The organism is Pseudomonas alloputida (genome assembly GCF_021283545.2).
Lineage (GTDB): Bacteria > Pseudomonadota > Gammaproteobacteria > Pseudomonadales > Pseudomonadaceae > Aquipseudomonas > Aquipseudomonas alloputida.
The window spans coordinates 2,683,639-2,704,203 of the sequence record NZ_CP128540.1; the positions used below are offsets into that span (position 1 = coordinate 2,683,639).

Annotated in this window: 17 protein-coding genes; 8 read left to right on the top strand and 9 right to left on the bottom strand. The window is 61.5% G+C overall.

Going from position 1 to position 20,565, the window contains the following annotated elements:
* Window positions 1-188: 188 nt before the first annotated feature.
* Both LU682_RS12275 and LU682_RS12280 read left to right on the top strand, forming a co-directional pair.
* Window positions 189-1,490, top strand: coding sequence for an IS4-like element ISPpu8 family transposase (locus LU682_RS12275; protein ID WP_010952894.1), 1,302 nt, complete (start codon window positions 189-191; stop codon window positions 1,488-1,490).
* Window positions 1,491-1,877: 387 nt separating this feature from the next.
* Complete coding sequence (locus LU682_RS12280; protein WP_010954403.1) at window positions 1,878-2,624, top strand: SDR family oxidoreductase; 747 nt, start codon at window positions 1,878-1,880, stop codon at window positions 2,622-2,624.
* Between the two features lie 7 nt (window positions 2,625-2,631).
* Here the strand turns inward: LU682_RS12280 and LU682_RS12285 are convergent, their stop codons facing one another.
* The 5 genes from LU682_RS12285 to LU682_RS12305 form a co-directional block, all read right to left on the bottom strand.
* Entirely contained in the window at window positions 2,632-4,698 is a 2,067-nt protein-coding gene (locus tag LU682_RS12285) for a PAS domain-containing protein (RefSeq protein WP_010954402.1), read from the bottom strand.
* A gap of 62 nt (window positions 4,699-4,760) precedes the next feature.
* Window positions 4,761-6,422, bottom strand: coding sequence for a PAS domain-containing sensor histidine kinase (locus tag LU682_RS12290; RefSeq protein ID WP_060489761.1), 1,662 nt, complete (start codon window positions 6,420-6,422; stop codon window positions 4,761-4,763).
* Between the two features lie 57 nt (window positions 6,423-6,479).
* Window positions 6,480-7,889: a GntR family transcriptional regulator MpaR gene (gene mapR / locus LU682_RS12295; RefSeq protein WP_010954400.1), complete on the bottom strand. Its 1,410-nt coding sequence runs from the start codon at window positions 7,887-7,889 to the stop codon at window positions 6,480-6,482.
* A gap of 50 nt (window positions 7,890-7,939) precedes the next feature.
* Entirely contained in the window at window positions 7,940-9,343 is a 1,404-nt protein-coding gene (gene ccoG, locus LU682_RS12300; protein WP_010954399.1) for a cytochrome c oxidase accessory protein CcoG, read from the bottom strand.
* Window positions 9,344-9,464: 121 nt separating this feature from the next.
* On the bottom strand, window positions 9,465-9,704 hold the full coding sequence (locus tag LU682_RS12305) for a DUF3203 family protein (protein WP_060489763.1): 240 nt from the start codon (window positions 9,702-9,704) through the stop codon (window positions 9,465-9,467).
* A gap of 168 nt (window positions 9,705-9,872) precedes the next feature.
* Here LU682_RS12305 and LU682_RS12310 point away from each other — a divergent pair, with 168 nt between their 5' ends.
* Entirely contained in the window at window positions 9,873-10,391 is a 519-nt protein-coding gene (locus LU682_RS12310; RefSeq protein ID WP_010954397.1) for an MgtC/SapB family protein, read from the top strand.
* Between the two features lie 532 nt (window positions 10,392-10,923).
* On the opposite strand, the gene LU682_RS12315 is transcribed toward LU682_RS12310, so the two are convergent.
* The 3 genes from LU682_RS12315 to LU682_RS12325 form a co-directional block, all read right to left on the bottom strand.
* Window positions 10,924-11,823, bottom strand: a complete 900-nt coding sequence (locus LU682_RS12315; RefSeq protein WP_010954396.1) for a hydroxymethylglutaryl-CoA lyase — start codon at window positions 11,821-11,823, stop codon at window positions 10,924-10,926.
* Window positions 11,824-11,842: 19 nt separating this feature from the next.
* Window positions 11,843-12,241: a MerR family transcriptional regulator gene (locus tag LU682_RS12320; RefSeq protein ID WP_003247847.1), complete on the bottom strand. Its 399-nt coding sequence runs from the start codon at window positions 12,239-12,241 to the stop codon at window positions 11,843-11,845.
* 75 nt (window positions 12,242-12,316) lie between these two features.
* Complete coding sequence (locus LU682_RS12325; protein ID WP_010954395.1) at window positions 12,317-13,195, bottom strand: helix-turn-helix domain-containing protein; 879 nt, start codon at window positions 13,193-13,195, stop codon at window positions 12,317-12,319.
* 173 nt (window positions 13,196-13,368) lie between these two features.
* Here LU682_RS12325 and pobA point away from each other — a divergent pair, with 173 nt between their 5' ends.
* The 4 genes from pobA (at window position 13,369) to LU682_RS12345 (ending at window position 18,829) form a co-directional block, all read left to right on the top strand.
* Entirely contained in the window at window positions 13,369-14,556 is a 1,188-nt protein-coding gene (gene pobA, locus LU682_RS12330) for a 4-hydroxybenzoate 3-monooxygenase (RefSeq protein ID WP_010954394.1), read from the top strand.
* 309 nt (window positions 14,557-14,865) lie between these two features.
* Complete coding sequence (locus LU682_RS12335) at window positions 14,866-15,906, top strand: hypothetical protein (RefSeq protein ID WP_126404352.1); 1,041 nt, start codon at window positions 14,866-14,868, stop codon at window positions 15,904-15,906.
* Between the two features lie 206 nt (window positions 15,907-16,112).
* Window positions 16,113-17,903 (top strand): gamma-glutamyltransferase, encoded by a 1,791-nt coding sequence (gene ggt, locus LU682_RS12340; protein ID WP_010954392.1) that lies wholly within the window; start codon window positions 16,113-16,115, stop codon window positions 17,901-17,903.
* A gap of 44 nt (window positions 17,904-17,947) precedes the next feature.
* Complete coding sequence (locus LU682_RS12345) at window positions 17,948-18,829, top strand: LysR substrate-binding domain-containing protein (protein WP_010954391.1); 882 nt, start codon at window positions 17,948-17,950, stop codon at window positions 18,827-18,829.
* A gap of 71 nt (window positions 18,830-18,900) precedes the next feature.
* On the opposite strand, the gene ocd is transcribed toward LU682_RS12345, so the two are convergent.
* Window positions 18,901-19,953, bottom strand: a complete 1,053-nt coding sequence (ocd, locus tag LU682_RS12350) for an ornithine cyclodeaminase (protein ID WP_010954390.1) — start codon at window positions 19,951-19,953, stop codon at window positions 18,901-18,903.
* 187 nt (window positions 19,954-20,140) lie between these two features.
* Between ocd and LU682_RS12355 the strand changes: the two genes are divergently transcribed.
* On the top strand, window positions 20,141-20,563 hold the full coding sequence (locus LU682_RS12355; RefSeq protein ID WP_010954389.1) for an Lrp/AsnC family transcriptional regulator: 423 nt from the start codon (window positions 20,141-20,143) through the stop codon (window positions 20,561-20,563).
* Window positions 20,564-20,565: the final 2 nt, after the last annotated feature.

Consider the following 20,565-nt stretch of genomic DNA (forward strand, 5'->3'; position numbering starts at 1 on the left):
GATGCGAACTCGTCTGTTTTGACTCAGCGAACCGTCCGTTTGCGATGGCGACGCTGACTCACCTTTTCGCCCTTACGGCCATCCCTTTCAAGGTCTTCGGTAGAATTCGCTGAAATCCAGTCAGGAAGACCCGAGCGATGTGGGCTGATGTACTAGCGCGATTCGAGAAAAAAGCACCCGCCAGCGTAATGGCCAAACTTGCCTTGGAGCAGGCCATTGCGCCGGAGTGGGTCGATCAGGTTTTCGAGGAGCACCGCCAACGGCAGTATTCTCGCGAGCTGCTGTTCTCGACCATTATCAAGTTGATGTCGCTTGTTTCATTGGGCTTGAAGCCATCGCTGCATGCTGCGGCAAGACAACTGGACGACCTTCCCGTCAGCCTGGCAGCTCTGTACGACAAGATCAGTCGAACCGAACCTGCCCTGTTGCGTGCTCTGGTGACAGGCTGCGCGCAGCGCTTGGCGCCGACAATCCATGAGTTGGGCTGCTCAGCCATGCTTCCTGATTGGCAAGTTCGGGTGGTCGATGGCAGCCACTTGGCCTCTACCGAAAAGCGTCTTGGCGCGTTGCGCCAAGAGCGCGGAGCGGCTCGCCCCGGGTTTTCGGTGGTGGTTTACGACCCCGACCTGGATCAGGTAATTGACCTCCAGCCGTGCGAGGACGCCTACGCAAGCGAACGAGTTTGTGTTTTGCCGTTGCTGGCTGAAGCAAAGACCAATCAGGTTTGGATCGCTGACCGTCTCTACTGCACGCTGCCTGTAATGGAGGCGTGCGAACAGGTGAAGACATCATTTGTCATTCGCCAGCAGGCCAAGCATCCACGCTTGATCCAGGAAGGTGAGTGGCAAGCACCGATGCCCGTCGCCACAGGCACTGTGCGCGAGCAATCCATCGAAGTAAAAGGCGGGCACCGCTGGCGACGTGTCGAGTTAACGCTTCATTCACCAAACGACTCAGGTGATAACAGCTTGATGTTCTGGAGCAACCTGCCCGAGAGCATCAGTGCGCAACAGATCGCAGACTTCTATCGGCGCCGCTGGAGCATTGAAGGGATGTTCCAGCGGTTGGAAGCAATTCTGGAAAGTGAAATTGAAACCCTCGGCAGTCCGCGAGCCGCCTTGCTTGGATTCACCACTGCCGTGCTGGCATACAACGTTCTGGCCTTGCTCAAGCGAAGTGTTGAACAGGCTCACCGCGATGCCTTGCCCGAGAATTGGGAAGCCTCGATCTATCACTTGGCGGTGCAGATCAGAGGGGGTTACGAAGGCATGCAGATTGCCCTGCCATCCGAGTACATGCCCGTTGTTCCGATGGAAAACCTGGCTCAGCGCCTGCTGGAGCTGGCCAGAAACATCCAGCCCAGACAGGTTGCGAAAAGCCCACGAGGCCCCAAGGTGCTCAAAGCGAAGGCCTGGGTGCAAGGGACGGCTGTACATGCTCATGTTTCGACGGATCGGGTCATCAAAGCCGCCAAAACCAAAAGACCTTGAAAGGGATGGCCCTTACGGCGAGTCACTTTTTGTCAAACGCGACAAAAAGTAACCAAAAAACGCTGCGCTCCCATCATCCGGCCCCTGCGCTGCGCTCCGGGGTTCCCTCACTCCGGCCTTGCTCCCGGCAGGACCGCGCCGAAGGCCCCATCCTGGGGCCTCAGCGCTTGACGGGCATCCATGCCCGTCACCTGCCTCCGCAAGGCCTGCGTTCGGCCTCCTGAAGTCGCGAAGATCAAGATCAAGATCAAGATCAAAAGCCAGATCAAAAGCCAGATCAAAAGCCAGATCAAAAGCAGAGGGTTGGCTGTGCTGATGTTCGTCATTCCAACGCAGCGCGATTTCGCCTATTGTCGATGTTCCCTTCCCCAAACCATTGGCAAACCCATGGAGAACGTCATTGTCATCACCGGCGGCAGCCGCGGTATCGGCGCCGCCACTGCGCTGCTGGCCGCCCGCCAGGGCTACCGCATCTGCATCAATTATCACGCCGATGACCAGGCCGCCGAAGCCATCCTCAGCCAGGTCCGCGCCCTGGGCGCCGAAGCCATCGCGGTGCGCGCCGACGTCAGCGTCGAAGATGAAATCATCCAGCTGTTCCTACGCGTCGACGACGAGCTCGGCCCCGTCACCGCACTGGTCAACAACGCCGGCACCATCGGCCAGCAGAGCAGGGTCGAGGACATGTCCGAGTTCCGGCTACTGAACGTCATGAAGACCAACGTCGTCGGCCCCATGCTCTGCGCCAAGCACGCCCTGCTGCGCATGGCGCGCCGGCATGGCGGGCAAGGCGGGGCCATCGTCAACGTATCATCGGTAGCCGCACGCCTGGGTTCGCCCAACGAATATGTCGACTATGCCGCCTCCAAGGGCGCGCTCGACACCTTCACCATCGGCCTGGCCAAAGAAGTGGCAGGCGAGGGCGTGCGCGTCAATGGCGTACGACCAGGCTATATCCATACCGGTTTCCATGCGCTTTCGGGTGACCCGGACCGCGTCAGCAAGCTCGAACCTGGCTTGCCCATGGGCCGAGGGGGGCGTCCCGAGGAAGTGGCCGAGGCCATCCTCTGGTTGCTTTCGGACAAAGCCTCCTATGCCACCGGCAGCCTCATCGACCTGGGCGGCGGGCGCTGAGCGCCCGTCAAGGTTCCAGCAGCTCGCGAACCCGCTCTGCCAGTGCTTCCAGTTCGAACGGCTTGGTCAACACCAACGTACCTTGCAGCGGTTGGCCGTCGCTGAACGCCGCACTCTCATCGTAGCCGGTGATCAACAGCACCTTGAGGTCCGGGTAGCGCTCACGGAAACGTTCAGCTACCTGGCGGCCATTCAGGCCGCCAGGCAGGCCGACATCGCTCAGCAGCAAGTCTGGCCGTTCGCCGCTTTGCAGGTGGGTGAGGGCAGACGGACCGTTCTCGAAGGCGTCCACCCGATAGCCCAGCTCTTCCAACACTTCGCCAATCACCAGGCGCAAGGCCGTCTGGTCTTCAACCAACAGAATGCGTTTTGCAGCCTCGCTGCTTCTTTGCAAGAGCGTGCGCGGAGGTTTGCTGATTGGCGCCTGGGCTTGCTCGTGGTGGCGGGGTAACAGCAGCTCGATGCGGGTACCCTCGCCAGGCACCGACAGCACCCGTAATTGCCCACCCGACTGCCGCACGAAGCCATAGGTCATGGACAGACCCAGGCCGGTACCCTGGCCCATCGGCTTGGTGGTGAAGAACGGCTCGACTGCGCGCTCGACAACTTCAGCCGACATGCCGCTACCGTTGTCGACGATGCTCAGCCGCACGAACTCGCTGGCCGGCAGTTCCAGTGCCACGGCCTGCTCGTCGTCAAGCAGCAGGTTGTCGCCGATGATCTCGATCACACCACCGGCAGGCATGGCATCGCGCGCGTTGATGCATAAGTTGAGCAAGGCGCTTTCCAGTTGGGGAGGGTCGATGAAGGTCGGCCACAGCTGGCTGGCAAAGCGGCTGCTCAGGGTAATCGCCGGGCCGATGGTGCGGCGCAGCAGGTCTTCCATGCCGGCCACCAAGGTGGCCACTTGCGTGGAGCAGGGTTGCAGGGTCTGCTGGCGGGAGAACGCCAGCAGCCGGTGCACCAGCGAAGAGGCCCGCTGCGCCGCGCTGCTGGACAGCTCCAGCAAGGGCGCCAGGGCGTCGAAGCGTGACTGGTCCAGGCGTTGCCGCATCAACTCCTGGGCGCCCAGGATGCCGCCCAGCAAATTGTTGAAGTCGTGGGCAATGCCGCCACTGAGCTGGCCTACGGCCTCCATCTTCTGTGCCTGGCGCAGCGCCGCTTCGGCCTTGGCCAAGCGTTCCTGCTCCTGCACTCGCTCACTGATGTCATAGGCGAACAGAAACGCGCCCTGTACCTCGCCTTTGGGGTCGCGCAAGGCATTGAAGCGCAACTCATAATGACGCACCGCGGGGGGCTTGCCGAAGGTGCCGATCTCGATGAACTGCTCGCCTGCCAGGGCGCGCTGCCACATCGGCAGAATAGGCGTCTGGCCGGCGGTGCCATCCTCGAACAACCCGGGCAGGTAGTCGCCGATTTCGGGTGTCCTCCCGTATAGCAGGTGGAAGTCATGCCTGGCCTGGCGATTGACCGCCAGCCAGCGCAGGTCCTTGTCGACCACATGCACATTGACCACACTATGATCGACCAGCTCGGCAAACAAGCGGCGCTCCGCCAGTGCGGCATTCACCCGTTGCTCGAGCTCTTCGTTCAGGCGCTGCAGGGCCTGCTCTGCACGCCGGCGTTCGGTGACATCCTTGAACAGCACCGCTACCTGGCGTTTCTCGGCAGGTTCTATGCGAAAAGTGGTCACCGACAGCACGTGGCCCGTGGCAATCAGTTCCTGCTCGAAGTGCAGCGGTTCGCCGGTGCGAAGCACCGCGCCATAGCGGGCCACCCAGTCATCCGCCTCATCGGGCACCATCTCGCGCAGTTTTTGCCCCACCACGTTGGGGATGCCGGCGTGTTTGGCATAGGCTGCGTTGGCCAGCACGTGCACGTAGTCACTCAGGGGGCCATGGGGGCCATCGAAGAACTCGATGATGCAGAAGCCTTCGTCCATGGTGTCGAACAGTGAGCGATAGAAGTCCTGGTCGTGCGCCTGGAGGCTTGCAAGCCGTTGCTCCAGCAGTGTGTTCTGTCGCTGGAGGTCTTCGACTTGTTGGCGCAGTGAGTTCAGATCACGAGAAGGCATGCCTGCGTCCGGCCAATGAAAAGTCCTGACTTTAACGTGTTCACCTGCAGGCGAATAGCCACTCAGGGCGACTGGGCGGTGCTCCCCAGCAGCCGTTCAAGCGCCTGGGCAAGTGCTTGCAGATCGAAGGGCTTGGCCAGCAATTCGGTGCGCCGGTGGGGCCGCGCTTTTGCCGTACTGTGCGCAAGGTCATAGCCTGTGATCAGCAGCACCGCTGCATGGGGTGCAATACCTCGACAGGCGTCCGCGAGTTGGTAGCCATCGATACCCCCTGGCAGGCCGACATCGGTGATCAGCAAGTCCGGCGCAGGGGCTTCCTGCAAGGCCTTGTATGCCTGGCGGCCATCTTCGAATGCCTGAACCTCATGGCCCTGGTCTAGCAATACCTCCAGCATGACCAGGCGCAGGGCCGGCTCGTCTTCCACCAGCATCACCTTGCACACGCGCTGCTGAAGCGAGGCCGCAGGCGCAGGCCCCTCGACGTGGGGGCTGGGTGAAGCGGCGGCGATGCTTTCATCGCAGGGGAGATACAGGTTGATGGCCGTACCCTGGCCAAGCGTGCTATCGATGACCAGCTGGCCACCGGATTGCCGCACAAAGCCGTAGACCATGGACAGCCCAAGGCCAGTGCCCTGGCCGAGCGGCTTGGTGGTGAAGAAGGGCTCAAGGGCGCGCTGCATCACTGCTTTGGACATGCCCATGCCGGTGTCTTCAACGCGGATACGCAGAAACCGGCCAGCGGCCAGGCCCAGTTGCCTGGCTTCGGCGCCTTGCACTTCGACATTGGCGCAACCGATGCTCAAGGTGCCGCCAAGCGGCATGGCGTCACGGGCGTTGATGCACAGGTTGAGCAGCGCGTTTTCCAGTTGCTGTGCGTCTATTCGGATAGGCCAGAGTCCGGCATGCGTCTGGTCGTGGTAGTCGACATAGGGGCCGGTGGAGCTGCTGATCAGGTCGTGCATGCCGGCCACCAGTTGCTGCACATCGACCCGTTGCGGGACCAGCGTCTGCTGCCGTGAGAATGCCAGCAAGCGCTGCACCAAGGCTGCGGCGCGTTGGGCATTGTGCCGGCTGAGTTCAAGCAGCTGTGTGGTGTCCGCCAGGCGTTGCTGCACCAGACGTTGCCCGGCCAGTTCCAGCGCGCCAAGGATGCTGGCCAGCAGGTTGTTGACATCATGGGCAATCCCGCCGGTCAACTGGCCGACCGCCTCCATCTTCTGCGCCTGGCGCAGTGCTTCTTCGGCCTGCTGCAGGCGTTCCTGTTCGGTCACGCGCTGCGTGATGTCATAGGCGAACAGGTAGCCGCCCTGAATTCGCTGCTGAGCATCGAGCCACGGGTGGTAGCGAATTTCGTAGTGGCGTGGTGCGTCGTCCAGCCCGAAGGTGACGGTGTCGATGAACGCTTCCCCTGCCAGTATGCGCGGCCATATCGGGGCCAGGCGGCCCATGATGTCGGGTTGATCGGTCAGGAACTGGGGTACGTAGTCGCCAACCTGCGGCACGAAGCCTCGGTAACGTTCGAAGGTTTCGCGCGCCGTGCGGTTGATGGCCAAGAGGCGCATGCTGCGGTCGGCCGCAAACACGTTGGCCACGCTGTTGTCGAGCAGTTCTCCAAGCAGCCTGTCATGCGCCTGAACGTTGTCTTCGCGCGCTGCCAGGCGTGCTTCCAGTTCTGCGACGCGCGCCTGCAATCGGGCAAAGGACGCAAGCGTATCTGGCTGCATGACGAGGGCCTGATGATCGAAACCAGCAACTATAGTCGCCGCTCGGGCCCCTCGCTATCAGAACGAGCGAATGATCCGCCCGAGGGTTTCCATGGCCTGTTCGGCGCCGTCATGCCAGGGGCTGCCGTAGTTCAGGCGGATGCAATTGCCGAAGCGTCGGGTGGGCGAAAAGATCGGCCCGGGCGCGATGCTGATGCCTTGGGCCAGGGCCATGTGGAACAGCTTGAGGGCGTCCATCTGCTCGGGCAGTTCCAGCCACAGGAAGTAGCCGCCGGAAGGCTGGCTGACCCGTGTCTGCGCCGGGAAGTGGCGGGCGATGGCTGCCAGCATGTTGGCCTGCTGGCCCTCCAGCGCGTAGCGCAGCTTGCGCAGGTGGCGGTCGTAGCCGCCGTGTTGCAGGTAGTCGGCGATGGCCGCCTGGGCCGGCATGGAAGCACAAAGGGAGGTCATCAGTTTCAACCGCTCGATCTTTTGCGCAAAGCGCCCGGCGGCCACCCAGCCAATGCGATAGCCCGGTGCCAGGCTTTTGGCGAACGAGCCGCAGTGCATGACCAGGCCCTGAGTGTCGAAGGCCTTGGCGGGTTTGGGCGCCTGTTGCGAGTAGTACAGCTCGGCGTACACGTCGTCTTCGATCAACGGCACCTGATGGCGCGCCAGCAACTCCACCATGGCCTGTTTCTTGGCCTCCGGCATGCTTGCACCCACCGGGTTCTGGAAATTGGTCATGCACCACACGGCCTTTACCGGGTGCATTTCCAGGGTCTGCGCCAGCACCCCCAGGTCCATGCCCTCGCGCGGGTGCACGGGGATTTCCACAGCCTTGAGCTTGAGCCGCTCCAGCACCTGCAGGCAGGCATAGAAGGCCGGGGCCTCGATGGCGACCAGATCGCCCGGCTGGGTCACTGCCTGCAGGCACAGGTTCAGGGCCTCCAGTGCGCCGTTGGTGATCAGCAGCTCTTCCATCGGCAGCATCAGCCCACCGACCATGTAGCGCAGGGCTATCTGCCGGCGCAACTGCGGGTTACCGGGGGACAGATCGGTCACCACCATGCGCGGGTCCATGCTGCGGCTGGCACTGGCCAGTGAGCGGGACAGGCGTTGCAGCGGGAACAGTTCAGGGCTGGGAAAGGCTGAGCCGAAGGCAATGGTGTTGGGGTCCTTGATCGAGTCGAGGATCGAAAATACCAAGGCGCTGACGTCGACATCGGTAGACTCGCTCACCGGCTGCAGCGCCTGCGGCTCGCTGAACTGACGCGGAACGTGGGCGTTGACGAAATACCCGGAGCGCGGCCGGGCGCGGATCAGCCCGCGCCGTTCCAGCAGGTAATAGGCCTGGAACACGGTAGACGGGCTGACCCCGTGGGTCTGGCTGGCGTAGCGCACGGACGGCACGCGCTGGCCGGGGCCCAGCACCCCGGAGCGGATCAGTTCGGCAATGTCATCGGCGAAGCGTTCGTAGCGTTTCATTCTGGCCTTCTGTCCAAGCCTGGCAGGCAAGGTGGCGTGAGTGTAAGGGATCAGCGGTTCATGGGGGCGACGAAGCGACTGTGCGCCACGCTGCGGATAGCGGGGTCGTCACGCTCGCTGATTTCAAAGCTCAGCGTCTGCGAGCTGCTGCTCGGGCGCTCGGCGAGCATTGCCACCGACACCGGCAGTTCGCTCATTTCGCCAGCTGGGATGACCAGTGCGCTACTGCCCTGCAGGGTGAAACCGTCAGCGTCCAGCAGGCGCAATTGATAGTGCTGGGTACGTTCGGTCTTGTTGATGACCTTGAGCAGATAAATGTTCTCGATCTGGCCTTGGGCGTTTTCGCGGAACAGGCCGCGGTCCTTGATCACATCCAGCGATACCATCGGGCGCATCTGCAGTGCCACCACCAGTGCCCCGATCATGACCAGCAATGCGGCAGCGTAGCCCAACAGGCGCGGGCGCAGCCAGTGGGTGGTACCGCCTTGCAGGCTGTGCTCGGACTTGTAGCCAATCAGGCCGCGGGCGTAACCCATCTTGTCCATTACCCCGTCACAGGCGTCGATGCACGCGGCACAGCCGATGCAAGCCATCTGCAAGCCATCACGGATGTCGATGCCGGTGGGGCACACCTGCACGCACAGGGTGCAATCGATGCAGTCGCCCAGTCCCTGGGCACCGACGTCACTGCCTTTCTTGCGCGGACCACGGGCCTCGCCACGACGCGGGTCGTAAGCGACCGCCAGGGTGTCCTTGTCGAACATCACGCTCTGGAAGCGCGCATACGGGCACATGTGCAGGCACACCGCCTCACGCAGCAGGCCGGCATTGATATAGGTCGCGGCCGTGAAGAACAGCACCCAGAACAGTGCCACACCACCCAGTTGCAAGGTGAGCAATTCTGCGGCCAGTGGCCGGATCGGGGTGAAGTAGCCGACGAAGGTCAGCCCCGTGAGCACGCCAATGGCCAACCACAGGCTGTGTTTGAGCGTGCGACGGGCCAGTTTGTTCAGGCTCCAGGGCGCCGCGGCCAGCTTGATGCGCTGGTTGCGGTCCCCCTCGGTAACCTTTTCGCACCACATGAATAGCCAGGTCCAGGTGCTTTGCGGGCAACTGTAACCGCACCAGACGCGACCGGCGTAGACGGTGATGGCGAACAGGCCAAAGGCACAGATGATCAGCAGCGCCGACAGCAGGATGAAGTCCTGGGGCCAGAAGGTGGCGCCGAAGATGTGGAACTTGCTGTTTCCCAGGTCCCACAGTACGGCCTGGCGGCCGTTCCAGTTCAGCCAGGCCGTGCCGAAGAACAGCACGAACAGGGCGCCGGCAAAGCCGATGCGCAGGTTACGGTAAAGCCCGGTAAAGCTGCGGGTATGGATGCCGCTGTCGGTGCGTCGTGCTTGGATGCTGGCTGGGGCGGTGGCGATCTCTGTAAAAGGGATTCTATCGTTCATGGTTCGGTGCTCATCAGGCCTCGATCAGGCATGAGCACTATGGCGCTGAAGCTGTTATCAGCACAGGTTCAGATTTTACGATAAAAACCATATCAGATTTGCCGCATAGCCCCGGCAGGCCTCATATCACCGAGCCTGGCGCGCTGGCCTTCAGATGCCTGCGGCTATCCACCGCACCCGCCACTGTCAGTGCATCGGCCTCGGTTTCGGTAATGGGCACGCGTTGGCCGGCCAGTACGGCCACCGACATGCGCAACTGCTCGTCGGTGATGATCTCGATGTCTGGGCCTTCGCCCTCGATGCGCAGGTTTTCGCCGATCAGCGTGCAGCGGCGGGTGGTTTCGTCGACTTCAATGGGCATGGTGGGGTCCTCCCGGGGTGATTACAGGGTGGACCACGGTCAGGGGCCAGTTGCTGCATCAGCAAGCTGAGCGGCACTTTGCAGTACGTGTGACGGTCAACCTTGCATAGGGCAGGCCTCTGACGTGGCAGGCGGATTCATAAAGCTCAAGCAGGGGAAACAACTGCGATGGACGTCATCTGGCAAGCAATCCAGGCGGAATTCGCCGATGTCACCGATGAGCGCGAGGTGACGCAAATCCTTGTGCGCTTGCTGATGGCTGCTGTGCTTGGCGCAGTACTGGGCTTCGAGCGCGAACACAAGGGCAAGTCTGCCGGGGTGCGTACCCACATGCTGGTGTCGCTGGGCGCTGCCCTGTTCATGCTGGCACCGAGCATGGCGGGGGCCGATGAACAGGCACTCAGTCGGGTGATCCAGGGCATCGTTGCCGGTATCGGTTTTCTCGGTGCGGGTACCATTCTGAAGGGTAACGGCCAGAACACCAGTCATGTGAAGGGCCTGACGACCGCTGCCGGGCTATGGATGACGGCTGCCATCGGCACGGCGGCTGGCATGGGGCGCGAAGCCACGGCGCTGATCAGCACGGTACTGGCCCTGCTGGTACTGGGCACGATGCCGTTGCTGGTGGAGAAGGTCGAAGGGCAGGATGAGGAGAAGCAGAAGGAGGAAGAGGGCAGGAAGCACTGAGGGGAGCCGAAGCTCCCCTCAAAGCGTTGTTGCCTGCTCTTTTTTTATTATTGGGACCGGCCTATTGTTGTTTTTGTCGGCTTGTCCTGGTGTTGCGGGCGACCCCCATGCGGGGTCAAGAGCAAACGTATTTTTTTGAGCGCTGACCTGCTTTCATCATTGCTGATCCGAACCTGGCTGCCCCTACCTTGAGGTAGTTTTATTGTTCTGTGCCAGACCGCGGGGCGAACCCCTGAAAAGCGTGTCGACTCCAAAAAAATCTGCTTGCTACGCCTCTGCCGTGTTGTTCTTGTTATGTCAGAGCCGTTACCTGTTGTTTTTATTGGGTATCGCGTTTTTTTTGTTGTTGTACCAGAGATATAGCAGGGTGCGTGCCAACTTTTGAAAACCCTTTAAAATTAATGAGTTAAGATTTTTGGTCGACACCACCCAGCCTGAAATTCTGCCGATTTGTTTCCCTGTTACCCGATTTTTTGCTGTGAAATGTGCGGGAGGTAACACTTCACCCACACCAATGTGACACCCGTGTGACCTATTGTGCGCTGCACGCCCGTGCTACCCGCGACCCGTTGTCGCGGCCCAGCACGCCGCTGATGCGCTGGCCGGCGGCTATCAGCAGGCCCAGGTCGATGCCGGTTTCAATGCCAAGCCCCTGCAGCAGGTACACAACGTCTTCACTGGCGATATTGCCGGTAGCACCCTTGGCGTAAGGGCAGCCGCCCAGCCCGGCTACCGAGCTGTCGAATACGCTGATGCCCTCGAGCAGGCTGGCATAGACGTTAGCCAAGGCCTGGCCGTAAGTGTCATGGAAGTGTCCGGCCAACTGCTCGCGCGGTACCTGGGCCGACACCACCTCGAACAGGCGTCGGGTGTCGCCTGCGGTACCGGTGCCGATGGTGTCACCCAGCGAGACCTCGTAGCAGCCCATGTCGTGCAGGGCGCGGGCCACCGGGGCCACCTGCTCGGCGCTGACCTTGCCCTCGTAAGGGCAGCCAAGCACACACGACACATACCCGCGCACGCGCATGCCGTGGCTGCGCGCAGCGTCCATGATGGGTTCGAAGCGCTTGAGGCTTTCGCTGATCGAGCAATTGATGTTGCGTTGCGAGAACGCTTCGGAGGCGGCAGCGAACACCGCTACTTCCTTGACCCCGGCAGCCAGGGCGTCCTCGAAACCGCGCAGGTTTGGCGCCAGTGCGGCATACGTCACACCGGGGCGCTGTTGGATGCCGGCGAATACCTCGGCAGAGCCGGCCATCTGTGGCACCCACTTGGGGGACACGAAACTGCCCACTTCTATATAGGCCAGGCCCGCTTCGGTAAGGTCGTTGACCAGGCGTACCTTGTCGGCAACGCTGATGGGCTGGGCTTCGTTCTGCAGGCCGTCGCGGGGGCCGACTTCGACCAGGCGGACGTGTTTGGGCAAGGACATGGCGGGTTTCCTGTGGCGTTCAGCGGTTGTCTTTGTTGTTCAGGGTGGCGGCCAGGGCTTGTTCGCAGCGTTCCTGGGCGGTGTCCAGTTCCAGTTGCATCTGGTGAATGTCCAGCATCTGCTGCTCCAGCTGGGCGCGGCGCTCGGCGATCTTCGCCAGCATGCTGTTGAGCTGTTTGAGGTTGCCGCTGGTGGGGTCGTACAGTTCGATCAGTTCGCGGCACTCGGCCAGGGAAAAGCCGATGCGTTTGCCACGCAGGATGAGCTTCAGGCTGACCTTGTCGCGCGGTGAGTAGATGCGTTCCAGGCCACGTCGCTCAGGGCTGAGCAGGCCCTGTTCTTCGTAGAAGCGGATAGCGCGGGTGGTGATGTCCAGCTCGCGGGACAGGTCGGAGATGCTGTAGGTCTGAGTGCTCATGCTCGGGCTCGGCGTGGGGTATGCGGATATCCTGAGGGTAGGTTGACGTATACGTCAAGAAGAGGCCGGCAAGGATTATTCCGACAACCCTGATCTGCGATACGCATTGGGCGTTTGCCCACTCAAGCGCTTGAACCACCGGGCGAAGTAGGTCGGGTCGGTAAACCCCAGGCTGTCCGACAACTGCCCGATGCTCATCCGCGTGTAAATAAGGTTGCGTCGCGCCTCCAGCAACAACCGCTGGTGCACCACCTGCAACGCTGTCTGGCCACTCAGCGCCCGGCACAGCTGGTTCAGTTGCAAGCTCGGAACATTTAGCCGCGCGGCAAACGCTTCAACCGACAGATGCTCGCGGTAATGCGCTTCGACCAGGCGCAAGTATTGCCCCAGCAACAGCCGGTCACGTTCATCACGGTTACGCGGTGCCTGCCCTTGCTGCTGACGGCGGCTGATCCACACCATCAGCGCGGTCACCAATGCTTCGAGCATCGCTGCACGAGCCGGGGCACTGCCCTGGTACTCCCGCTGCAAGGTGTCGACCAGGCTGCGCAGGTGCACGCGGTCACGGCCCAACGGATAGCACGCAGGTTGTGCCAGCACCGTCAGTGGCGCGCCCAGGCGCTGTTCCAGGTTCGCTACAAGGGCAGTACCAAAGGTCAGGACATAGCCCTGGATATCGGCGCTGAAGCGAAAGCCATGCACGGTCATCGGTGGCACGACCTGGATCGCCGCTTCGCCGATGGCACTGCGCACCCCCTCGATCTCCACCTGGGCCTGGCCACGCTGTACATACAGCAGCTGGAACAGCTCGGCATGCTGGTGCGGCTTGATCTCCCAGTGATGCAGGCGGCTGCGTGCCGGGATCGACTCGCAGTGCAGCAGGTCGGTGCCGGGCCAGGCCTGATTCTCGCCATACAGCTTGAACAACGGGACGCCGGGGAGGGTGGATTTCATCTGGGGTTGGCCTGTCCGTTAATCGAACGCTTTTCGTAAAAGTGCAGGTTTTTTATGGAATAGCACACTTAAACGGCGTTTTCTGCCAGTAAAAATGCAATGGCAAACCCTAACAGCAGATGCCGCCCCGCTGCCAGTCCCGGGCCGGTATCGTCCGAACAGAGACAACAACAATGAAAACTCAGGTTGCAATTATTGGTGCAGGTCCGTCTGGCCTGCTGCTGGGCCAGCTGCTGCACAAGGCCGGTATCGATAACATCATCGTCGAACGCCAGACTGCCGAGTACGTACTAGGCCGCATCCGCGCCGGGGTGCTAGAGCAAGGCACGGTCGACCTGCTGCGCGAGGCTGGCGTGGCCGAGCGCATGGACCGTGAAGGCCTGGTGCACGAGGGGGTTGAACTGCTGGTTGGCGGGCGCCGCCAGCGTCTGGATCTCAAAGCCCTGACCGGCGGCAAGACGGTGATGGTCTACGGCCAGACCGAAGTCACCCGTGACCTGATGCAGGCCCGCGAAGCCAGTGGTGCGCCGATCATTTATTCAGCCGCCAACGTTCAGCCGCATGAATTGAAAGGCGAGAAGCCCTACCTGACGTTCGAAAAGGATGGCCGGGTGCAGCGGATTGACTGCGACTATATCGCCGGCTGCGACGGCTTCCACGGTATCTCGCGGCAGAGCATCCCGGAGGGCGTGCTGAAACAGTATGAGCGGGTTTACCCGTTTGGCTGGCTGGGCCTGCTGTCGGACACACCGCCAGTCAATCACGAGTTGATCTACGCCCACCATGAGCGCGGTTTCGCGTTGTGTAGCCAACGCTCGCAAACACGCAGCCGCTACTACCTGCAGGTACCTTTGCAGGATCGGGTCGAGGAGTGGTCTGACGAGCGTTTCTGGGACGAACTGAAAGCCCGTCTGCCCGCCGAGGTGGCGGCGGACCTGGTCACAGGCCCCGCGTTGGAAAAAAGTATTGCGCCGCTGCGTAGCCTGGTGGTCGAACCCATGCAGTATGGTCACCTGTTCCTGGTGGGGGACGCGGCGCACATCGTCCCCCCTACGGGTGCCAAAGGCCTTAACCTGGCGGCCTCCGACGTCAACTACCTGTACCGCATTCTGGTCAAGGTGTACCACGAAGGGCGCGTCGACCTGCTTGCGCAATACTCGCCGCTGGCACTGCGCCGCGTGTGGAAGGGCGAGCGCTTCAGCTGGTTCATGACCCAACTGCTGCATGACTTCGGTAGCCACAAGGACGCCTGGGACCAGAAGATGCAGGAAGCTGACCGCGAGTACTTCCTGACCTCGCCGGCGGGCCTGGTGAACATTGCCGAGAACTATGTGGGGCTGCCGTTCGAGGAAGTTGCCTGAGGGCTGCGAGCTACGGGTCAGGCGTTTTTCACCAAGCCTGGGTAGGACAGCCTTGTGTTGCGAAGAGGCCATCACTGGCGAAATACTCTCCAGTTTGTCCGGACGCTTCGCAGTACAAGGCTGCTGTGCTCAGAGTAAGCTTCGCGCTGAAAATGGATGACTGATTTTAAGCGTTGGCAACTGGCATATATGTCAGTGGTGACGACGCCGCTATTTCGATATGGTGCAGAGGCCACCCCGGATAAGTGCTTGCGGTAGAAGGTGGAGTGTCGATTGTCTTTTAACATGGAACGTAGAGAGGGCACCACGATGAGCGAACTCCCCACCACAAGTTTTTTGATCTTCCATGATCCACACGCGCCTTACCTGGTCGAGACACTTGATCCGAAGGAAGTGGCGCAGCTTGAAGCCGACCATGAGAAATCCAAAATAGACGACATTGAACAACTGAAAGCGCAATTTTTACAGATGGAACGGGAAAAAATGCTCCCCAAGGAGGATCAGGAGGCGCTTTACAACGCCAGACACGCCAAAGCAGATCTTACAGACCCTGTGAGTGAGTGGGGCCCGTGGGGCGAGTTGAGGAATGTATCTATTTCAAGTGTGCCTCATGACTTGGAGCCTGAGACACCAGAGTCTCCAGCTGAGGTGGAGGCGCTTCAAATCAAGATCGACGCTCTTGAGCGACAGGCCCGTCAATACGCGTTAGATCCAGCGATAGAATCTCGTTTGGACGAGGTCGTTCAAGCCGTCCAGGCCCTCAGCGCCGATGAAGATGATGCTCAGAAATACATTAGATATACTTTCCCCCGCGATGATGAAGCGTACTGGCGAAACTACGCTTTGTTGGTGCACAAAATTGTAAGTGCTAAATTTGAACTGCCGGATTTTCGGTATTCTCCCTCCTTAAGTCCCGACCGCTTCGTGTTAATCAGGCGCGACGGTACTTTGGGTATCAATATGGCCGATGAACTGAAAGCCCAGCCTTTACTAAAGTTCGAAGTGGTCGACGGTTGGTCCGCAGATGAAAGGTGGGGGGGGTATCTTCGCGTCTCAAGCTCAACTGAAAAGGGCAAGTACCTCTACACGAGAGACACATTGGATGAGGGCGCGTTTTTTAAGAATGACAGTCTAGATAACGATGACAGTGGGTGGGTAGAACTGACTAGCTCTGAAGGGGCCAAAATCACGTTTTGCAAAGTGGGAAACCATTACGAAATCTGGCAGAGCCTCAAGTCCGAAATCTTCGGGCCCACGACCCGGTGGTTGACCGTGGTTGACGGCCGGCTGAAATTTGTAATGGAGGGATCCTCAGCTAAGTGGAACATTGTGTCTACAGACGTAGACTAATCGTCGCCTATCGAACGCGGGGGCATGGGGTGCGGGTTGTGGCGCTTTTAGGATTGAGTGCCGTGTGGACGTTGCTCGATCTCAAGCACGCAGAACACCTGTTGATGTGCACTGCAGCCCCTTGGACGTTTTGCGCAAAGGCTTGAAGTCAGGTCCACTCCTGGCCCACAGTGCCCTGCTGAATAAAGAGAGGCAGGAAGCAAGCGATGAAGTTCTCTATCCCACTGATCAGAACGCTGTGCCTAATGGCCATCAGCGGCTCGGTCGGTGCCGACCAGGTATTGCCCACGCCACCGGAACTGGCCTCCGGCTACCGCAGCGGTTTGCAGCCGGTGCACGCCAGCCGGCACATGGTCGCCGCAGCCAACCCGCTGGCCAGTGAAGCGGGGCGGGCGATGTTGCGTGCCGGCGGCAGTGCGATTGACGCCGCCATCGCCATGCAGATGGTGCTGACACTGGTCGAGCCACAGTCCAGTGGGATCGGCGGCGGGGCGTTCATCCTGTACTGGGATGGCAAGCGCGTGCAGGCATTCGACGGGCGTGAGGCAGCACCTGCGGCGGTGACGGAAAAGCTGTTCCTGCAAGCCGATGGCACACCCATGCCGTTCCGGGTGGCGCAGATCGGTGGGCGGTCGGTGGGCGTGCCCGGGGTGCTGCGTGCCCTGAAGCAGGCCCACGAGCAGCACGGCAAGTTGCCCTGGCACGCCCTGTTCGCCCCGGCCATCGCCTTGGCACGCAACGGCTTCGCGGTTTCCGAGCGCCTGCACACACTACTGGCCGGGGACCCCTACATTGCCCGCTCACCCGCAATGGCCCGTTACTTCCTGGATGAACAGGGCAGGCCGCTGGCCGTGGGTACAATCCTGCGCAACCCTGAGTTGGCACAGACCTTGGAGCAGATCGCCGCACAGGGGCCCGAGGTGTTCTACAGCGGTGAAATTGCCGAAGCCATTGTCGCCAAGGTGCGTGGCCATGCCAATGCCGGGTATCTGTCGTTGCAGGACTTGCAGCAGTACCAGGCCAAGGAGCGCGAGCCGTTGTGCGGCCCCTACAAGGCCTGGCAGATCTGCGGCATGCCGCCACCTTCATCGGGTGGGGTGACCGTGCTACAGACCTTGGGCCTGCTCGACGCCGTGCAGCGCACCGCGCCGCAACGCGACCTGGCAGCGCTGCGACCGCTGGCCACCTCGTCCCCGGCCCGCCTGGAAGCCCCGCCGTTGGCCGTGCACCTGATCGCCGAGGCCGAGCGCCTGGCCTACGCCGATCGCGCTCAGTACCTGGCCGACAACGACTACGTGCCCGTCCCGGTCAAGGCCCTGACCGATTCTGCTTACCTGGCCAGCCGCGCGGCGCTGATCGGCGAGCACAGCATGAAGCGCGCCCGTCCGGGCCAGCCGCAAGGAGCGGACCTGGCGCTTGCGCCCGACCGCTCGCCACTGCGCATCTCCACCTCTCACCTCAGTGCGGTGGATGACAACGGCCAGGCCCTGGCCATGACCACCTCGGTGGAGGCCGCATTTGGCTCGCACCTGATGGTCAAGGGCTTCCTGCTCAACAATCAGCTGACCGACTTCTCGTTCATCCCCCACGAGCACGGCAAGCCTGTGGCCAATCGGGTGCAGCCGGGCAAACGGCCGCTGTCGGCCATGGCGCCGACGTTGGTGTTCTCGCGTGCCACGGGCGAGTTTGTCGCGAGCCTCGGTTCGCCGGGTGGTTCGCAGATCATCGGTTACGTGAACAAGGCACTGGTCGGCCTGCTGGATTGGCGGCTCGACCCGCAGCAGGCCGCCGACCTGCCCAACTTCGGCAGCCGCAATGCCGGCACCGAAGTGGAAGCAGGGCTGAGCAGCCCGGCGCTGATCCGCCAGTTGGCAGCCTGGGGCCATGAGGTGACACCGATGACCATGACCAGCGGCATGCAGATCATCCAGCGCAGCGGCGAGGGTTGGTCAGGCGGTGCCGATCCCCGGCGGGAAGGAGTGGCCCTCGGTGACTAGCCGTGATAGAACGCAGACTTGCCATTCAGTAGTTGAATATCTAGATGTCTATCAGCGTGAAATCGAATAGGGCTCTGTTCGACCTCGACCTGCTGCGCGCCATTGTCGTGGTGGCAGACTGCGGCAGCTTCACCACCGCTGCCGCGCGGCTGCATTCGACCCAGTCGACGATCAGCCAGAAGGTGCGCCGCCTGGAAGACATGGTCGGCCACCGCTTGTTGGTGCGGGGCAACCGTGACGTACTGCCGACCGACGCCGGGCAGACCTTGCTCGGCTATGCCCGGCACATGCTGGCCCTGAACGATCAGATGCTTGAAGCCCTGGCCGGGGCGATGGTGGGCACCACGGTACGGCTTGGCGTGCCCGAGGACTTCGTGGGCGGGCGTACCACCAATGCACTGTCGGCATTCAGCCGGCTGCACCCACAGGTGAAGCTCGAAGTGACCAGTGGTTTGTGCCGTGACCTGAGCCAGGCCTATGACAATGGCGAACTTGACCTGGTGCTGCTCAAGCAGCGGCGCAACAGCCGTGAGGGCGTGGCCTGTTGGCCAGAGCGTCTGCAGTGGATCGACAGCGCGCGCACGCCCGCCTTCGAGCTGGACCCGATCCCGTTGGTCACCTTTCCGCCACGCGGCCTGTACCGCGAGGACATGATCAACGCCATCGAAGGCATGGGCCGGCGCTGGCGCATCAGCTTTACCAGCTCTAGCCTCAGTGGCATCCAGGCTGCGGTCGCCGATGGCATGGGTATCAGCTTGCTGCCGCCCAGGGCGGCCACCGGCGAGCACAGGGTGTTGGGGGCCGGGCAAGGGCTGCCGGAGGTCGACAGCTATGAGATCGTCATCGTGCACCGGCCGACGGCGGATGTGATGGTCAAGGCGCTGGCTGAGGTGATGACGCAGTTGCTGGCGGGCGGTGGGATCTGACGATCTGTGGTCGATGCGCTTGTACATGACCCAAAGCCCACACACACACTTTCGACCAACCCGATTCAATATCAGGCAACCCGTCGGATACGCCTTTTGCCAGCGCGGCCTCGGGTGTGGCTGAACAGGTCTTTCGGGTCGTCCTCCACCCACGGCACCAGGTCGATCTTGGTGCCCATCCCGCGCTTTTCGGCTTGCTGTAGTACGTACCGTAGTACGGTGTAATCTTCGAGGGCGAAGCCCACCGAATCGAATACAGTGACCTGGCTGTCGCTTTGGCGGCCCTCGGTTTCTCCGCGCAGCACGCGCCACAGGTCGACCACCGGAAAGTCCGCCGGCAGCTGCTGGATCTCACCTTCGATACGGGTTTGTGGCTCGTACTCGACGAACACCCGCGCGTTGCGCAGCACATCGGCGTGCAGCTCGGTTTTGCCAGGGCAGTCACCACCCACGGCGTTCAGGTGCATACCGGGCTCCAGCATGTCGGGGGTAATGATGGTGGCGTAGGCCTTGTCGGCCGTTACCGTGGTGATGATGTCCACGCCTTTCACTGCCTCGGCTACCGAGCTGGCCCGGCGGATGGTCAAGCCGCTGTATTCCTTGAGGTTGGCGATAAGCTTGGCGGTGGCCAGCGGGTCGGTGTCGTAGGCGACGATTTCTTCGATGCCCAGGTGCTTGTGGAAGGCCAGGGCCTGGAATTCGCTTTGCGCGCCGTTGCCGATCAGCGCCATCTTGCGCGCGTTCGGGCGGGCCAGTGCCTGGGCTGCCATCAGCGAAGTCGCTGCGGTGCGCAGGGCGGTGGCGATGGTCAGTTCGGACAGCAGCACCGGGTAACCGGAGTCGACATCGGCCAGTACACCGAAGGCCATCACCGTATGCAGGTTGCGTGCAGTATTGGCCGGGTGGCCGTTGACGTATTTGAAGGCATAGCGGCTTTTGTCGGCGACCGGCATCAGTTCGATCACGCCCACTTCCGAGTGGCTGGCAACGCGCGCGGACTTGTCAAACGCCTGCCAGCGTTTGAAATCGTCCCGCAGGGCAGCGGCAAGCTCGCCAATAAACGGCGCTACGCCAATGTCATGCACCAAGTCCGACATGGTTGGAACATCAATGAAATACGTCATGCTCTTGCACCTTGTTATTGTGCGCTTGCCCAGCAGTGCGGGGTCAGCGCTTGAGATTATCGAAGTGAAGCCGCATGAACATTTTGATGACAGGTTGCGTCAATCGGAAGCAGGCAGGTTGTCAGTTTCGTCAGGCTTCTGGACAATCTGCCAACCTAGCGTAGCAATCTGATTATTTGGCGGGCTTATGGACACGATCGATCGGGAACTGATTGCACTGTTGCGGGACAACGCACGTACCCCTGTGCTGACCCTGGCGAAGAAGCTGAAGGTGGCCAGGGCAACGGTGCACAACCGCATCACCCGGCTTGAAGAGCAGGGTGTGATCATCGGTTACACGGTACGTTTGCGCTCCGATGCGCTGGACCAGGGAGTGCGGGCAATCACCAGCATCGGCATCAGCGGCCACCATGCCGCAGAGGTCAAGCACGCGTTGCGCGGGCATCCCAATGTGGTGGCCATCCACACCACCAATGGCCGCTGGGACCTGATGGCAGAGTTGCGCGCCGACACCCTCGAAGCGTTCGACCGGGCGCTGAACGCCATCCGCTCGATCCCGCATATCGAGAACACCGAGACCAGCATCCTGCTTTCGACCTACAAGATGTGACC

Bases quoted from the DNA above. Each gene is read 5' to 3' on its own strand.
- LU682_RS12275 (WP_010952894.1), top strand. From the start codon at position 189: ATGGCCAAACTTGCCTTGGAGCAGGCCATTGCGCCGGAGTGGGTCGAT.
- LU682_RS12280 (WP_010954403.1), top strand. From the start codon at position 1,878: ATGGAGAACGTCATTGTCATCACCGGCGGCAGCCGCGGTATCGGCGCC.
- LU682_RS12285 (WP_010954402.1), bottom strand. From the start codon at position 4,698: ATGCCTTCTCGTGATCTGAACTCACTGCGCCAACAAGTCGAAGACCTC.
- LU682_RS12290 (WP_060489761.1), bottom strand. From the start codon at position 6,422: ATGCAGCCAGATACGCTTGCGTCCTTTGCCCGATTGCAGGCGCGCGTC.
- mapR (WP_010954400.1), bottom strand. From the start codon at position 7,889: ATGAAACGCTACGAACGCTTCGCCGATGACATTGCCGAACTGATCCGC.
- ccoG (WP_010954399.1), bottom strand. From the start codon at position 9,343: ATGAACGATAGAATCCCTTTTACAGAGATCGCCACCGCCCCAGCCAGC.
- LU682_RS12305 (WP_060489763.1), bottom strand. From the start codon at position 9,704: ATGCCCATTGAAGTCGACGAAACCACCCGCCGCTGCACGCTGATCGGC.
- LU682_RS12310 (WP_010954397.1), top strand. From the start codon at position 9,873: ATGGACGTCATCTGGCAAGCAATCCAGGCGGAATTCGCCGATGTCACC.
- LU682_RS12315 (WP_010954396.1), bottom strand. From the start codon at position 11,823: ATGTCCTTGCCCAAACACGTCCGCCTGGTCGAAGTCGGCCCCCGCGAC.
- LU682_RS12320 (WP_003247847.1), bottom strand. From the start codon at position 12,241: ATGAGCACTCAGACCTACAGCATCTCCGACCTGTCCCGCGAGCTGGAC.
- LU682_RS12325 (WP_010954395.1), bottom strand. From the start codon at position 13,195: ATGAAATCCACCCTCCCCGGCGTCCCGTTGTTCAAGCTGTATGGCGAG.
- pobA (WP_010954394.1), top strand. From the start codon at position 13,369: ATGAAAACTCAGGTTGCAATTATTGGTGCAGGTCCGTCTGGCCTGCTG.
- LU682_RS12335 (WP_126404352.1), top strand. From the start codon at position 14,866: ATGAGCGAACTCCCCACCACAAGTTTTTTGATCTTCCATGATCCACAC.
- ggt (WP_010954392.1), top strand. From the start codon at position 16,113: ATGAAGTTCTCTATCCCACTGATCAGAACGCTGTGCCTAATGGCCATC.
- LU682_RS12345 (WP_010954391.1), top strand. From the start codon at position 17,948: ATGTCTATCAGCGTGAAATCGAATAGGGCTCTGTTCGACCTCGACCTG.
- ocd (WP_010954390.1), bottom strand. From the start codon at position 19,953: ATGACGTATTTCATTGATGTTCCAACCATGTCGGACTTGGTGCATGAC.
- LU682_RS12355 (WP_010954389.1), top strand. From the start codon at position 20,141: ATGGACACGATCGATCGGGAACTGATTGCACTGTTGCGGGACAACGCA.